13 protein-coding genes are annotated in these 15,836 nt (G+C 29.7%); 4 read left to right on the top strand and 9 right to left on the bottom strand.

Annotated features, from left to right (window positions below; translation table 11 throughout):
* Positions 1-26: 26 nt before the first annotated feature.
* A complete protein-coding gene (locus tag KQH81_RS00280; protein WP_027639265.1) occupies positions 27-593 on the bottom strand; it encodes a TetR/AcrR family transcriptional regulator in 567 nt (188 codons plus the stop codon).
* 151 nt (positions 594-744) lie between these two features.
* Here KQH81_RS00280 and KQH81_RS00275 point away from each other — a divergent pair, with 151 nt between their 5' ends.
* Positions 745-1,635, top strand: a complete 891-nt coding sequence (locus tag KQH81_RS00275; RefSeq protein ID WP_099335882.1) for a phosphatidylserine decarboxylase — start codon at positions 745-747, stop codon at positions 1,633-1,635.
* A 68-nt stretch (positions 1,636-1,703) separates the two neighbouring features.
* Here KQH81_RS00275 and KQH81_RS00270 read toward each other — a convergent pair whose 3' ends face one another.
* The 5 genes from KQH81_RS00270 to KQH81_RS00250 all read right to left on the bottom strand — a co-directional run bounded on the left by KQH81_RS00270 (position 1,704) and on the right by KQH81_RS00250 (position 7,184).
* Positions 1,704-2,636 (bottom strand): hypothetical protein, encoded by a 933-nt coding sequence (locus KQH81_RS00270; protein ID WP_074846656.1) that lies wholly within the window; start codon positions 2,634-2,636, stop codon positions 1,704-1,706.
* A gap of 11 nt (positions 2,637-2,647) precedes the next feature.
* The gene (locus KQH81_RS00265) at positions 2,648-4,165 is read right to left on the bottom strand and encodes an MBOAT family O-acyltransferase (protein WP_230028611.1); all 1,518 of its coding nucleotides are present in this window, start codon (positions 4,163-4,165) and stop codon (positions 2,648-2,650) included.
* Positions 4,166-4,232: 67 nt separating this feature from the next.
* Positions 4,233-4,463 carry a phosphopantetheine-binding protein gene (locus tag KQH81_RS00260; RefSeq protein ID WP_022788059.1) on the bottom strand — a complete coding sequence of 77 codons (231 nt, stop codon included), beginning with the start codon at positions 4,461-4,463 and terminating at the stop codon, positions 4,233-4,235.
* Positions 4,464-4,481: 18 nt separating this feature from the next.
* Entirely contained in the window at positions 4,482-5,669 is a 1,188-nt protein-coding gene (locus KQH81_RS00255; protein WP_230028609.1) for a diaminopimelate decarboxylase family protein, read from the bottom strand.
* A 3-nt stretch (positions 5,670-5,672) separates the two neighbouring features.
* Positions 5,673-7,184: an amino acid adenylation domain-containing protein gene (locus KQH81_RS00250; protein WP_178312009.1), complete on the bottom strand. Its 1,512-nt coding sequence runs from the start codon at positions 7,182-7,184 to the stop codon at positions 5,673-5,675.
* A gap of 377 nt (positions 7,185-7,561) precedes the next feature.
* On the opposite strand from KQH81_RS00250, the gene KQH81_RS00245 reads away from it, so the two are divergent.
* Positions 7,562-8,476: an ABC transporter ATP-binding protein gene (locus KQH81_RS00245; protein WP_027639259.1), complete on the top strand. Its 915-nt coding sequence runs from the start codon at positions 7,562-7,564 to the stop codon at positions 8,474-8,476.
* A complete protein-coding gene (locus KQH81_RS00240) occupies positions 8,476-9,708 on the top strand; it encodes an ABC transporter permease (protein ID WP_230028607.1) in 1,233 nt (410 codons plus the stop codon). Before KQH81_RS00245 ends, KQH81_RS00240 begins: the two co-directional genes overlap by 1 nt.
* A 99-nt stretch (positions 9,709-9,807) precedes the next feature.
* Here the strand turns inward: KQH81_RS00240 and KQH81_RS00235 are convergent, their stop codons facing one another.
* The 3 genes from KQH81_RS00235 to KQH81_RS00225 form a co-directional block, all read right to left on the bottom strand.
* A complete protein-coding gene (locus KQH81_RS00235) occupies positions 9,808-11,226 on the bottom strand; it encodes a PTS transporter subunit EIIC (RefSeq protein ID WP_099335886.1) in 1,419 nt (472 codons plus the stop codon).
* A gap of 421 nt (positions 11,227-11,647) precedes the next feature.
* On the bottom strand, positions 11,648-12,487 hold the full coding sequence (locus tag KQH81_RS00230; protein ID WP_027639256.1) for a MurR/RpiR family transcriptional regulator: 840 nt from the start codon (positions 12,485-12,487) through the stop codon (positions 11,648-11,650).
* A 177-nt stretch (positions 12,488-12,664) separates the two neighbouring features.
* Positions 12,665-14,083, bottom strand: a complete 1,419-nt coding sequence (locus tag KQH81_RS00225; RefSeq protein WP_230028605.1) for a PTS transporter subunit EIIC — start codon at positions 14,081-14,083, stop codon at positions 12,665-12,667.
* 240 nt (positions 14,084-14,323) lie between these two features.
* On the opposite strand from KQH81_RS00225, the gene KQH81_RS00220 reads away from it, so the two are divergent.
* Complete coding sequence (locus KQH81_RS00220) at positions 14,324-15,505, top strand: SIS domain-containing protein (protein WP_099335888.1); 1,182 nt, start codon at positions 14,324-14,326, stop codon at positions 15,503-15,505.
* Positions 15,506-15,836 lie beyond the last annotated feature (331 nt).

Here is a 15,836-nt window from a genome sequence, read left to right as displayed (position 1 = left end):
AAATACTCTATTTTGCAATGCCTCTTTTACATCTCTATTCCTTTAAATATAAAATTCATAAGATTATCTATTAGCATTTCTATATCCGTATTCTCAGCATTTATAAGCTCATAAATAGCGGCAGAAAATAGTGTACCAAAGAATGTATATGCCATGAAATTGCTATCACTCTTTTTTAATACTCCATTATCCATACCTTCTTGAAGGAATCTTTCTATAGTTTTTAGATATTCCTCTATGCATTTTCTTAATTCAACCTGTCTTAGTTCCTGTCCCCATACTTGACTCATTATGACCTTAAAGAAATCCTTATTTTCATAAATAAGTTCTAATTGAAATTTGCACATAGTTCTAATCTTAAGTACAGTATTTTCTTCAGCCTTTACAGCATCCTCCACAGCAACTCTCATCATTTCAAGACCATTTGTTATTATGTAGTTGAATATTTCTTCCTTGCTTTTGAAATGATAATATAAGGTTCCTTTTGCTACTCCTGCATTTATCGCTATATCATCCATAGTAGCACCGTTGTATCCAGCCTTAGAGAAAATCTCTATTGCAGACTGAAAAATCGCCTTTTTAGTCTTGTTCATTTTAATCACTCCACATATATATGTTAATATTAATTCTTCCCTATCTTAAATATATTTAACATTTCTATATTGATAGTATACTCTATTACATATTAAAATCATATAAATTTTGTGGTAAAATTAATATTAAGATTTTTAAGGAGAGATAAAGATGATAAAGATTTATAATCGATCTACAAAAAAATATGAGATAGAAAAAGTAGCTGGAGAAACATACTTAAAATGGTGCTACTCATCTCCTGTAGGAATGAAATTTTTAGAACTTTTTATAAAGAAAAAAGCTTTTTCAAAACTCTATGGAAAGTTCTGTGATAGTTCACTAAGTAAAAGAAAAATAAGTTCTTTCATAAATGACTTAGATATTGATATGTCTCTTTGTGAAAAAGACATTGAAGACTTCTCATCATTTAATGATTTCTTTATAAGAAAACTTAAGCCAAAAGCTAGACCAATAACAAATGATAAAAATATTTTGATATCTCCAGGAGATGGAAGACTTACTGCATTTTCTAATATAGATTTAGATAGATTGGTACAGATTAAAGGACTTACATATTCCCTTAAGGAATTAATAAATAACGACAGCGTTGCCGAAGATTATAATGGTGGGGTATGCCTTATTTTAAGGTTATGTCCAACTGACTACCACAGATTTCACTTCGTAGATGATGGAATTTGTAGTGAAACAAAAAAAATAGATGGGTCTTATTACTCAGTAAATCCTATAGCTCTTGAGAAAATACCTAATCTATTCTGTCAAAACAAACGTGAATGGAGTATATTAAAATCAAAAAACTTTGATGATATTTTATGTATGGAAGTAGGTGCAACTTGTGTTGGTACTATAATTCAAACATATGAGCCTAATACTGAGGTTTCAAAGGGTGATGAAAAAGGATACTTTAAATTTGGCGGTTCTACTACAGTCTTATTCCTTAAAAAAGATACTGTAGAAATAGATAAGGACTTATTAGAACATAGTTCCTTAGGTATCGAAACTCAGGTTCTTATGGGCGAGGGGATAGGAAGAAAAATATTATAAAATTTAAAAAACAGAGCTTTTATAAAATAAGTGTTAAATCACTATTGAATAAAACTCTGTTTTTTATCTTAATTTTTATTTGTTATCTTCAAATATTTCTTCCATATGTCATTCCAAAATAAGTACTTCTCATCTTCTCGGTGATCAATTAACTTAGAGTTCTCCGATAAATAATTACCTATATAACTAGTTAACTTTTGAGCTCCAAAGAAATTCAAATGATCTCCTTTGTCATAGGTATCTGTTGCCCAATCTATCCCAAGCTCTTCAGTTTTCAAATTTAAATCTAGAAACGGTAACTTATTTCTCTCTGCAAAATCCTTAATACCATTGTATCTCTTATAATTCCAATTAACAGGTGATGGAACTGTATATAAAATCAATTGAATATCATTTTCCTTGCAAAGTTCAACTATTTTATTTAAATAATACATAGGTACTTTAGGTATTTTCTCAACAGCATCAGTTTCCCTTACATAGGGTCCTTTTGTATATGGTTCTATCTTCTCATCATAGCGAAATCCCCTTAATATATTTGTTCTTATTCTTTTTGATTTTTCACTATCATTCTGAGAATTAAACTCTTTCCATTTATTATGGTTCTTATATACTTCAAAATTATTTTTGAAAATACTTCCGAAAAGTTTGTTTATTTCTCCATTCACTCCGAAAGCCCTACAGGTAGCATTAGTTTCAAGCAAAACCACCTGTGGTTTCTGATTTTTAAGAGCATTTTTTAATGAATAATATGTCTCCTGTAATCTTTGAGCTGGCGCCCCTAAATTATATCCTGTAAATCCATGTTTGTTCCATATTTCCATTGGGGAAATACTTGTAGTAGCTTCACTATCTCCAATAATTAGATAATCAATAGTATTTTGTGGCTCAATTTCAATAGCCTTTTTACTAATGACTTGTCTAAAAAAAGGTGATAGGGACCCCAATATAATAAGAAATATTCCTACAAATGCGACCGGTTTTATGATGTTCTTAAATCTCATAAAGTCACCCCCTAAAATCCTGCATAAATTAATTCTGCTGGAATATAACCCTCACCATAGGCTCCAAAAATAATTACTATTAATAAGGCAGCATAATAAAAGCTCCAGCGAAAGAAAATATTCCAATTAGATATTTTTTTACGAATTGAAACTCCTCTTTCATTATAAATTCCAACAATAAATACAACGATAAGAGCGGCTAAAAGTACACCAAAATCCTTATATGAAATTCCAAGATTTAATATAGTTCCATCTGTAACATCAGACCATGAAAACTTCGTAAAAATAGATTTAAACATTGATAAACCAGCTTTTAATCCATTGGCTCTAAAAAATAATTCACCTGTAAAAACAATTATCAGCATCTTAATAGTTTGTATGCATCTATAAAAAATATTGTGTTTATCTATTTTTAAATATGCTAGAACTTTGTGATTTAATGGCTCTACTATTTTACCAAGTAAAATCAACACAAAATAATACATTCCAAAGAATATATAACTCCATCTATCTCCATGCCAAAGTCCATTGGAAAGCCATACAGCAAATAATGCTATCATTGAAGGGATAACCTGACCAATATGCTTTCCAAATTTTTTTCTTGTCTTTTTTCCTAGCTTTTTAACAAATTTAGTTAGTGATATAGGGTAAAATATATAATCTTTAAACCATGTTCCAAGTGTTATATGCCATCTCTGCCAAAATTCAGCAGCTGTTTTTGAAAAAAATGGCTGACGAAAATTTTCAGGAATTTTTATTCCAAATATTTCACTAATACCAATTGTTATATCAATAGTACCTGAAAAATTCATATATAACTGAAATGTATAGCATACAGCTCCAAGTATTACTACAATTCCTCCATACTTTTCATAATTATCAAATATAGTTTTTACAATTAAGTTTAATCTATCTGCTATAACAATATTTTTGAACAATCCCCATAAAACTCTCTGACTTCCAAAAGTCACATTTTCATATTTAAGTGGTTCTCCACGATATAAATCTTCTGCTATATCAGAATATCTACAAATAGGTCCTTCCATTATTATTGGAAAAAATGACATAAATAACGCTAATCTAGGCAGTTTTTTATCTGCTTCAATTTTTTCTTGATAAACATCCACTATGTAAGATACAGCTTGCAATGTATAGAATGAAATGCCTATAGGTAGAGCAAACTTCAACTCAGGTAGCAGACTTGGTGATGATAGTAAATTAAGAATTGGATTAATATTACTAGCTATAAAATTAAAATATTTTAAGACTACCAATATTCCAATATTAAATACTATCCCAATTAATAAAATTCTACGTTTTCTCTTAGTAAATGCTATTTTCAACTTCTTAATATCATCTGCATTTTTTTCTTTTTCAAGATAATTTTTCTTGCATGACGAAAGGCAAATGCCAATAAAGTAAATTGAAACTGTAGACAACATCAAATAAACCACAAGCTTCTTGCTTACCATAAAGAAAAAAACATAGCTTGCAAGTAATAACACTAGTCCTCTATAACGCTTGGGCATAATTTTATATGCAAGCAAAACAAGAGGTATGAAAACAATAAGGTATACAAAAGAAATGTAATTCATTTTAGTTTTCCTTTTGTAACCTTTGAATCATGTTCCACATTGATTCTGCTGAATTGAAATTTGAAGGAATTAAGTCTACAGGTCTAATTTCAATTTCAAATGCATCTTCCAATTCTGTTACTAAAGATAAAATTGATAGAGAATCTAAAAGCCCATTATCAATAAGCTTATCTTCTTCACCATAGTTAATATCTGGATCAATACCTTCTAAAATTTCAAGTAATTCTTTCATATTATTTACCACTCTTTCTTAATTATTTTTATCTTGTATATAATTTAATTTGTCAGTAGGAAAACTACTTCTGACTAAACGAAGTCCACTATCTTTAGAGTATAAAATCACTTGTGGAAGTTCACGGCTCAAAAATAGCGATATACCTTCGGTCATAGAATATGCCCCTACCTTTTTAAATATTAGCTTATCTTTTAATTGAAGATTTTTGAATGGATACATTTTTACAAGTACATCATTCATCGTGCACAAGGAACCACAAATAGTCCACTCCTTTATCTCACCATCTTTTTCTTCATCCCAGTGAATTATAGGAGGTTTCTTCATTGCCATCATTTGACCAAAATAGTTGATATGGTGGATTCCTCCATCGATTAAACAGTAATTCTGGTTTTGATTTGATTTCATATCAACTACACTTGTGACATAAGTACCACAAGAAGCTGCAATAAATCTCCCCATTTCTAATACAATCTTTTCCTTAAATCTCATATTTTTAATTTCTTTGGCAAAAGCTTCAAGACTATCCTCTTCATAACCATCTTCTTCTTCAAAATAGAAAATTGGAAGACCTGGCCCGTATTCTAATCTTTTAGCATAAAAATCATATTCCTTTGCTAAGGCATCACAAAAATCATCTAACATCTTAAGTTCTTTTGTTATCCTACCAACTGATTTTTTCTGAGTACCTGAGAAAAATTGAATTCCCTCAATTTCAATATGAGGATATAAATTTCTATCCGATATGATTTGATGAATAATACTTTCATCCATACCAAATTGACTTCCATTAGTTAATCTAAGCAAAACTCTAACAGATACATTGTGCTTTTTAGCATACTGTTCAATAATTTGCCATTGTATAAAAGATTCAGCAGTATATGTTATTTTGTTACCATAATTTAAAATTGCATATTCAACATCTTCAGGATTTTTATATACTCCAGACATAATTACCTTCTCCATAGATATTGATGCTCTTTCACATATATGAAACTCTCCTGGCGAACAAACTTCAAAGCCATCAATTACTGTTTCCATCTCTTTAATTATGAAGGGATTAGCTTTCATAGCATAACATACATCAATATCAGAACCTAGAGCAGATTTAATTTTCTTGATTTGTTCAACTAAGATATCTGTATCAAAAATATAAAACGGCGTCTTATATTGAGATATAGCCTCTTTTAAAAAATTATTACTCATACTTTATTTTGACCCTCCAGAATTCTTAAGTTTTTTTCTATCTATTTTTCCATTCTGAGTTATAGGAAGTTCATCCATCAAATGAAACTCTTTCGGTATCATGTACACTGGTAAAGTCTCACGCATTTTTTTATGTATTTCTTTTCTCTCCATATTTCCCACATAAAAAGCGATTATTTTATTTTTATCACTATCAAAAACACAGCAAGCTCTTTGAATATCTTCATATCCATTTAATGTTGCTTCTATCTCTTCTAGTTCAATACGATGACCCATATATTTTATTTGAAAGTCTTTACGTCCTGCAAAACAAAGGTCTCCATGTTCATTATAGGATGCAAGATCTCCTGTCCTGTAAATAGTCTCCATGTATTGTGAATTCAATGGATTTTGTACAAATGCTTTATTAGTTTGTAGGTGATTATTATAATAGCCTAATGCAACTGCTGTACCTGATACACATATTTCTCCGATTTTATTCTTATCGATAATCTCTTTATCATTTTCATCAAGCAAAAATACTTTTTCATTAGGAAATGCCCTTCCTATTGGCAAGATTTCATTGTCTTCAAATTCCCTATCAATTCGATAATAAGTACAATTACAAGTTATTTCAGTTGGCCCATATAAATTAACAAAATTTGCTTGTGGTAAAGCTTTTTGCCAAAGTTTAAGGTGCTTTATAGGCATTACTTCGCCACTAAATAATATCTTATTTACACTCTCTGGTATCCTATATGTTAATCCCTTAAACTGCGTTATCAAGCATAAAGCTGATACTGCCCATATCATAGTTGTAACTTTTTCATTACATATATAATCAAGCAACAAAGTAACTATAGAAAAATAATGTTTAGGTATTATCACCATGGTTGCTCCAACTTTTAGAGTTGAATATATATCTTTTACAGATACATCAAAATCAAACGGTGCTTGATTTCCGATTATATCATCTTGTGTAATTTGAAACATGTCAGGGAAATACTCCATAAAGTCTATTACATTACGATGACTAACTAGAACTCCTTTTGGTACACCAGTAGATCCTGAAGTAAAATTGCAATAAAGAGGATCTATATCAAGGAACATTTCTCTTATATTTTTTAATTTTTCATCTTCTATCTCAGTTTTAACAAGCTTACTATATTCAAGTATATGTCCAGAAAACTCTACTTTTTTTATAGCGCTTATAAATTCACTATGAGTTATAATACATTTCGCCTTTGTAATTTCTAAAATTTGCTTAATACGTGTATCTGTTTGATCAGGATTAATGAAAATATAAAAACATCCTGCATGTACGATTCCCATAAATGCACTTAATGCCTCAACGCTCTTATTCATAAACACAATTACTGGACTTCTCGGCACCTCATATTGTAACACTCCACTTCCAATATGTTTAGCATTTTGTAGTAGGTTTATATATGAACAACTATTTTCAGGATCTTTTACAGCAATTTTATTAGGATACTTTTTTGCCGATTCTTCAAGATATTCTAAAACATTTTTCATTATAATTCTCCTTTCATTTGTTTAATAAAAATCATTTCGTCAATTAAATATCTTCTCTTAGAAGTTAATTGCTAAATATATATTTAGTAATTAAATACAAATCACTTTAACGAAATTTATAATAGCAGTAATTTAGTTGTAAAACTTTACAAACAAATTACAAATAAACAATTCAACATAATACATTATACCAATATAAACTTATCTAATTCTTTATAAAACCTTAAGTCTTCATTAAACATTATAGAAAAAAATCTTCTATAGTTTAATGTAAATTTAATATTATGAAAATCATGTTAATATTGACAAACTTTATTAATAAGTTTACTATCGTTTTATATCTTAATATATAAATAAATTTAAATTGGAGGATTTACATGGAACTTGAAGTGAAAAATTTACGCAAGAGCTTTGATACAAAAGAAGTTCTTCATGGAATATCATTCTCAGCCAAAAGTGGTTCAGCTTTAGGATTGCTTGGTAGAAATGGGGCTGGAAAAACTACAACCATTCGTATTTTAATGGATGTATTCAGAGCCACAGATGGAGAAATCCTACTTGACGGAAAACCTTTTAAACCCTCACAACATCAAATAGGTTATCTTCCAGAAGAAAGAGGCCTATATCCAAAGAAAAAAATAAACGACCAAATAATCTACTTAGCCATGTTAAGGGGAATATCTAAGAAAGATGCAAAAGCCAATATGAAAAAATGGCTTCAAAGACTTGGTGTTGAAGAATATGAAAACAAAAAACTAGAAACTCTTTCAAAAGGAAATCAACAAAAAATACAATTAGCTCAAACCTTAGTGTGTAATCCTGAAATTGTAATATTGGACGAGCCTTTTAGTGGTTTAGACCCAGTAAACTCTCAAATTCTAAAAGATGTTATAAGAGAATTAATTGTAGAAAATAAAATTGTAATATTTTCAAGCCACCAAATGAGTTATGTTGAAGAGTTTTGTGAAGAAATTGCTATCGTAAAAGAAGGTACTATAGTACTAAGCGGAAATTTAAAAGAAATTAAAAAAGATTTCGGTAAAAACAGATTAATATTAAGTGCTAATAATTATTCCTTAGAGGAACTAAAAGATATATGTGAAAATTCATTTCATTCAATGATAAATGTATCAGAGATAAAAAAGGAGTTTATAGTATTAGAACTAATTGGCTCTTACACTAAAAATGATTTGCTAAAATCAATATTATCATCTGATATTGACATTGAAAAATTCGGTGAATATGAACCTACATTAACCGATATTTTCGTTTTAAAGGCAGGTGACAAATAATGAAGCAATTTTTTACCGTATTAAAATTCGAACTCATGAACTATTTAAAAAGCAAAAGCTACATTTTAACTACATGCATTATATCAGCTATATTAATAATTGGGCTAACACTACCTACAATGATAGATTTCTCAAATATATTTTCAAAATTCGGAGGTTCTTCTGACTCTGCAAGCAGCTTTGCAGTATATGATAGAGGGGGAGTTATTTCCAATTCAGATTACTTTAAAAGCTTCTTCCCTGAAGCTGATTTTAAACTAGTTTCAAGCGAAAAGGAAATTGAGGATTTAGTTAGTGATGATACTATAAAGGCAGGTTTCGTTATAAATACACCAACTAGCTATACTTACTTAGTAAAAAACAGTAGTATGAGCGATTCAAATAAATCTACTTTTGAAACTGCATTAACAAAGCTTTACCGAGATGAAATTCTTACATCTAAGGGGTTAGACCCTGTAGAAATAGATGCTTTATATAGCATTCCTATAGAATCAAATGTAACCATCTTAGGGAAAGACTCTGTTAAAAATTTTGGTTATACTTATATATTAATATTCTTTTTATACTTTTTAATAATATTCTATGGACAAATGATAGCTGTTTCAGTAACTACAGAAAAAAGCAATCGTGCTATGGAAGTTTTAGTAACAAGTACAAGCAGTAATAGTTTAATATTTGGTAAGGTAATCGCTACAACTATAGCCAGTGTAATTCAATCTGGTGCAATACTTTTATCTGGTATATTGACCTATAAACTTAACAATGCTAATTGGGGTGGAAAACTAGATATGATATTTGACATTCCTCTGAATGTTATAGCAGTATTTGCCGTTTTCGGAATCTTAGGATATCTATTCTATGCATTCATATTTGGAGCAGTTGGAGCTTTAGTTTCTAAACCTGAAGAGGTAAATTCAAGCGCTGGTACAATAACTTTCATATATGTTGCTGTATTCCTTGCAGTAATGTTTGGAATGACAAATAATCCTGAAAGTATGCTTATGAAGGTATTGTCCTATGTTCCATTCAGTTCATGTATGGCTATGTTTGTAAGAGTTTCTATGGGATCAGTGTCAGCAATAAATATCATAATTTCTTTGGCTATTTTAATAGCTTCAACTCTTCTTACAGGTGTATTTGGTGCAAAGATATATCGTCGTGGAACTTTGATGTATGGAAATCCTGTAAAGTTAAGAAATGCGTTAAAGTGGTTAAAGAAAGAAAAGATTTAAGATTAATTAATATTGACATATTTAAAAAGGGAGCCTGTGGCTCCTTTTTTAATTTTAAAAAAAGCATATCGTATCATAGCCTTAAAAACTACTTAATTTCTATGCATTTTCAACATCTTTTTCTTTTATAAATAGTGCTGTTATTATGAATCCTGCAACATATGAAATTACTAATCCTATTAGGAAATACATCATCATAGCTCCAGTTTTCATAAGAGGTATAGCAACAAGTCCTGATGGTCCCCAAGATGTAGCAACAACTTTCATAATCATTACAAAAGCTCCACCAAATCCAGCACCTATTCCTGCTGTTATGAATGGTTTTCCCATTGGAAGAGTTACTCCATAGATAAGCGGCTCGCCAACTCCTAAGAATCCTGCTGGAAGTGCACCCGCTATAACTTTCTTTAAACGAATATTGCCACATTTTTTTGCTTTCATATATATAGCAATTGCAGCTCCAACTTGACCTGCTCCAGCCATAGCAAGTACAGGGAATAATGAAACTCCTCCCATTTGCTCAAGCTGAATAGCATATATTGGAATAAGCCCATGATGTAATCCTAAAAGTACCATTGGTAAAAATAGTGCTGATAATACAAAACCTGAGATTACAGAAACTACAGGATTTGTTGAATTTATAAGTAAAGAAAGTGCTCCTACTAACCAATCTGAAAGATATCCAGTAATAGGCATTATTATTAATACAAATATTACTGCAACTATAATTAAAGATACAAATGGAGTTACTATAAGATCTAAAACATCTGGCACACGCTTACGTATTGAATTTTCAACCTTTGAAAGTATCCAAACTCCAAAGATAACTCCTATAATACCACCTTTTCCAGTAGTTAATATAGACTCAAGAGGAACTTCAGCATTGAAAAGTCCTAATGCAGTAGATATAGTATTTATCTGTGGCATTATTGACATTGCGCCTAACATTCCACCAAGTGCAGGAGTTGCTCCAAATTTCTTCGCTGCATTTATACCTGTGTATATAGCAAAATAGCTTAAGAATCCTCCACCTATAAGAGAAAATACTGTTTGTAATATAAATATAAATCCTTCTTTTGCAGCAATTTGTGCTGGAGCCATTTGCCCTATTAAACTAGCAAAACCGTTAAATAAACCAGCTGCTATAATTGCTGGAAGCATTGGTATAAATATATCTGCTATAGTTCTTAATGCTTCTTTAACTTTGCTTTGACCTTGACTAGACTTTATAGATTCCTTATTTTCTTTCCAGTCAGAAGATGCAGCACTAGTCACCCCAGCATCTTTAACAAATAAATCGCAAACCTTCTTAGCCTTTCCTGGCCCAAGTACTACTTGAAGTGTATTATCCTCAACTACTCCAAGAACCCCATCAACTGCCTTTAAAGCATCTAATTTAACTTGTGATTTGTCTTTAATATTAATACGAAGACGAGTCATGCAATTAAATGCAGAAATTACATTAGATTGTCCTCCTACTAATTCAAGAATCTTTTTTGATAACTCTTGATTTGTCATTTTAACACCCCTTTTTATTTTTTTATTGAAAAACTATTATAAGATCTCAACATTTGTTTTATCATCAACTATATTTTAAGATTGTTAACGTTTTAAATCAATAATATAAGCATTTATTGAAACATTGTTTCTTAAGTTGAAAATCTATTTAAACAAAAAAACTTTTAATAAAATATTTTACATTTTTTCTGTAATTTTTATTGAATTATTATATTTTTATATTTAAAAAATATAACACGTTTGTCGTTTAAAGCCATAAAAAGTATAATGAATTTTTATTATAAAAATCTCATTTTTTAGTATTAATTTTCATTAATTAGAAATATGAAATCAAATTTCATAATCAATTAAAAATTTCACTTTATGTATAAAAAAGGCTGTATCAAAGCCGATTTGTAAAATCGATTCGATATAGCCTTTTTTATGATTTTTCTATAGAATTATTTCGGATTACTTTTAAAGACTTCTCATATTCTCTATTCATCAATGCTGTAAATAATAGATCTATTATATTCAACTGTGCCATTCTTGATACCATAGCCGCACTTCTAAATGTAGGCTCAGTAGATGGTATATAGAGAACATAATCACCAAGCTTTGCTACTATTGATGGGGTATTCCGTGTTATAGCTATGAGAGGAACATTGTTTTCTTTCATTATTCTCATACATTCTATCATCTCAACTGTATATCCAGAATAAGAGATTACAATTCCAACATCATTACTATTCATATTTTTAGCCTGAAGTAATTGTGAGTGTAAGTCATCATTTATAGTACACTGTTTATTTAATCTTAAAAACTTTAAGTATGCATCTCTAGCTACACAAAGAGATGCTCCTATTCCATAAAGGCATATGTTTTTGGCATTATCTATAATCTCTACACATTTTTCAAGTGTTTCATCATCAACTAAATTCATAGTTTCTTCTAAAGATGCTATGTTCTTATATGTTACTTTTTTTATTATTTCACTTATACTGTCATATTGAGATACATCTTCTATTTCATTATCTCTTTTATTATTTTTCGAAGCTATCTCATAAATCATAGTCTGTCTGAAATCCTTATACCCCTCAAATCCTACCCTTTGACACATACGTATTATAGTCGAAGGTGATGAAAAAGTCTTATCTGCTAATTCCCTTACATTAAGATTCATCACATCTTCTGGATTCTTTAATAAGTATCCAATAACAGCCTTTTCAGTTTCACTAGCTATATCTTGCGCTTCGTAAAGCCTAAGAAATATGCTTTTCACACTCTCACCACTCTCTTAATTTTTTTATATAAATATAATAATATATCTTCAATTTCTTATTTTCAACTTCTAATCATGTATTATATGTAAAAAATCACATATCAATTCATAATTTCAAATTTAATAAAGGAATAATGGACAAAGCCATTATTCCCTTATTGTTAATTTTAAAAAAATCTATACATTTGCAACTTCGTTTTCTTTTATGACCATAGCTGTGATTATAAATCCTGCTACATATGAAATTACTAATCCTAATAAATAATAAAGCATCATAGAACCTGTTTGCATAAGTGGTATCGCTACAAGACCTGATGGTCCCCAAGCTGTAGCCATAACTTTCATAAGCATTACAAATGCACCACCAAAGCCCGCTCCAAGGCCTGCTGTTATAAACGGTTTACCCATTAGAAGAGTTACCCCATATATTAAAGGTTCTCCAACTCCTAAAAATCCTGCTGGAAGAGCTCCTGCTATAACCTTCTTTAAACGAGTATTTCCACATTTTCTTGCCTTAAGATATATAGCTATTGATGCCCCAACTTGTCCAGCTCCAGCCATTGCTAGTACTGGAAATAATGATACTCCTCCCATCTGCTGAAGTTGTATGGCATAAATTGGTATTAATCCATGATGTAATCCTAAAAGTACCATTGGTAAGAACACAGCTGCAAGTACATATCCAGATATAACTGAAATTATTGGATTACTTGAATTTATAAGCAATGAAAGTGCACTTACTAACCAGTCAGAAATAAATCCTGTGGCTGGCATTATGATTAATACAAATAATACCCCAACAACTAATAATGAAATAAGTGGAGTCACGATAAGATCTAAAACATCTGGTACGTGTTTACGCACTGCATTTTCTACCTTTGCAAGTATCCAAACTCCAAATATAACTCCGATGATACCGCCTTTTCCTGTTGTTAAAATAGAATTAAGAGGTACATCTGCATTATAAAGTCCTAAAGCTGTAGATATAGTATTTATTTGTGCCATTATTGACATAGCTCCTAACATACCACCAAGAGCAGGAGTTGCTCCAAATTTTCTTGCTGCACTAATACCAGTATATATAGCAAAGTAGCCTAAGAAAGCTCCTCCTATAAGTGAAAATACTGTTTGTAAAATAAATATAAATCCTTCTTTTGCAGCAATTTGTGCTGGAGCAAGTTGTCCTATTAAGCTTGCAAATCCATTAAATAATCCAGCTGCTATTATAGCAGGAAGCATTGGTATAAATATGTCCGCTATAGTTCTCAATGCCATCTTAAAATTATTCTGATGCTGACCAGCCTTTATAGCTTCCTTGTTTTGTTTCCAGTCAAGAGATTCTCCCTTAGCCATATCAGCATCCTTAACAAATAAGTCACAAACTTTTTTTGCTTTTCCAGGACCTAGTACTACTTGAAGAGTTGAATCCTTAACTACGCCAAGAACGCCATCTAACTGTTTTAGTTCAGTAACATTGACTTTAGAATTGTCTTTGATGTTTATACGAAGACGCGTCATACAGTTAAATGCTGAAATTACGTTTTCTTTCCCGCCAACCAATTCAAGAATTTTTTTCGATAGTTCTTGATTTGTCATTCTAACACCCCATTTTAATAAATATTTTATAAAAACCAAATCTTATTGTATTTATATTCGAATTTTTCTAAAATTATTATTTAATATTTTTCATAGTTATTGAAATTATATTTCTTAATATAAATAATGTTTGCATTTTTTAACACACATATTATATGTTTTAGTAGTTGCATTGTATTTAAAAAAGCTACCATTATAATAGAAAATATACAGCTTATATTTATAATAGGGGGATATGTTATGAACATTTTTAATATCAACGAAGAAGAAATGAAGAATACTTCATCAACTTTTACTTTAAATGAAATTTATCAACAACCTAAGACTTGGAAAAAGACTTGTGATCAAATTAAAGAAAATAAAGAGTTAATTCAAAAATTTATAAATCAAGTTATTACTTGTGAAGATTATGATGTAATTTTTACAGGAGCTGGTACAAGTGAGTTTGTAGGTAACTCTCTATACTCTTATTTAAATAAATTACTTAACTATAAAGTTAAATCTTATGCAACAACTGATATAGTAGCTTCTCCAGAAACTTATTTATCAAAAACCAAGCCAACTTTATTAATAAGTTTTGGACGTTCTGGAAATTCACCAGAATCAATTGGTGCTGTAGATGCTGCTGAAGCAGTATGTGATAATTTATATAACTTATTTATAACTTGTAATAAAAATGGTGCTTTATCTAAAATATCAGAAGAAGCAAATCACTGTTATGCAATAAACTTAACAGATGAAACTCATGATCAATCTTTTGCAATGACATCAAGTTTCACTAATATGTATTTAGCAGCTTATTTAATATTTAATTTAGACTCAATAGACGATAAAGTTTTTACAATAAACAAAATTTGTGCAGCTGCTCAGGACTTCTTAGATAACAACTATAAAGTCGTAAAACAAATAGTTGATGAGTATGATTTTCAAAGAATCGTTTATCTAGGAAGTAATGTCTTAAAAGGAATATCTCAAGAATCGTCATTAAAAATGCTTGAACTAACAGCAGGCAATGTTGTCACTATGTATGATACTCCATTGGGATTTAGACATGGACCTAAGTCAATCATAGATGACACTACACTTATAGTTGTATATGTTAGTGATGATGAATATACAAGAAAATACGAACTTGATTTGATAAAAGAAATAAGCAATCAAAGAAAAAGAAATAAAATCGTTGTTGTATATAATGAGCAATGTGAATCTATAAACACTTTAGCTGACTATTCATTCTCTTATAATATAGGATGCACATTAAATAATATAGAGCTTGGATTAGGTTACATCATTTTTGCTCAAACATTAGCAGTATTAAAATCTTTATCTATAGGATTAACACCTGATAACCCATGCCCATCAGGAGAAGTTAACCGTGTAGTTAAAGGCGTTACATTGTATCCATATATTTCCATAACTTAATTAGTATTAATCAACCTATCAGTTCTTATGCTAACTATAATTTTATATAAAAATGTTAAAAAGAAAACGACATAACTAAATGATTTGTACATTCATTTATTGCTCCATTCACTTAACTGAATGGAGCAAATTTTTTATTTATTAAATTATAAAAAAATATAAACTCAAGCATAGCATTATACATATTTTGCTTATTCTTTACACTGTAATTTTAAATATTGTATAATATATACATTACATAAATTTAAGTTAACTAGTTTAAATTTTTATTTTTTAATATCAAACGCTTTTTTAGCTTGATATAAATTCTATAGTTAAAGAGGTAATTAGG

The organism is Clostridium cadaveris, from assembly GCF_020911725.1.
Lineage (GTDB): Bacteria > Bacillota > Clostridia > Clostridiales > Clostridiaceae > Clostridium_X > Clostridium_X cadaveris.
This window is presented reverse-complemented; position numbering and strand designations above follow the sequence as displayed.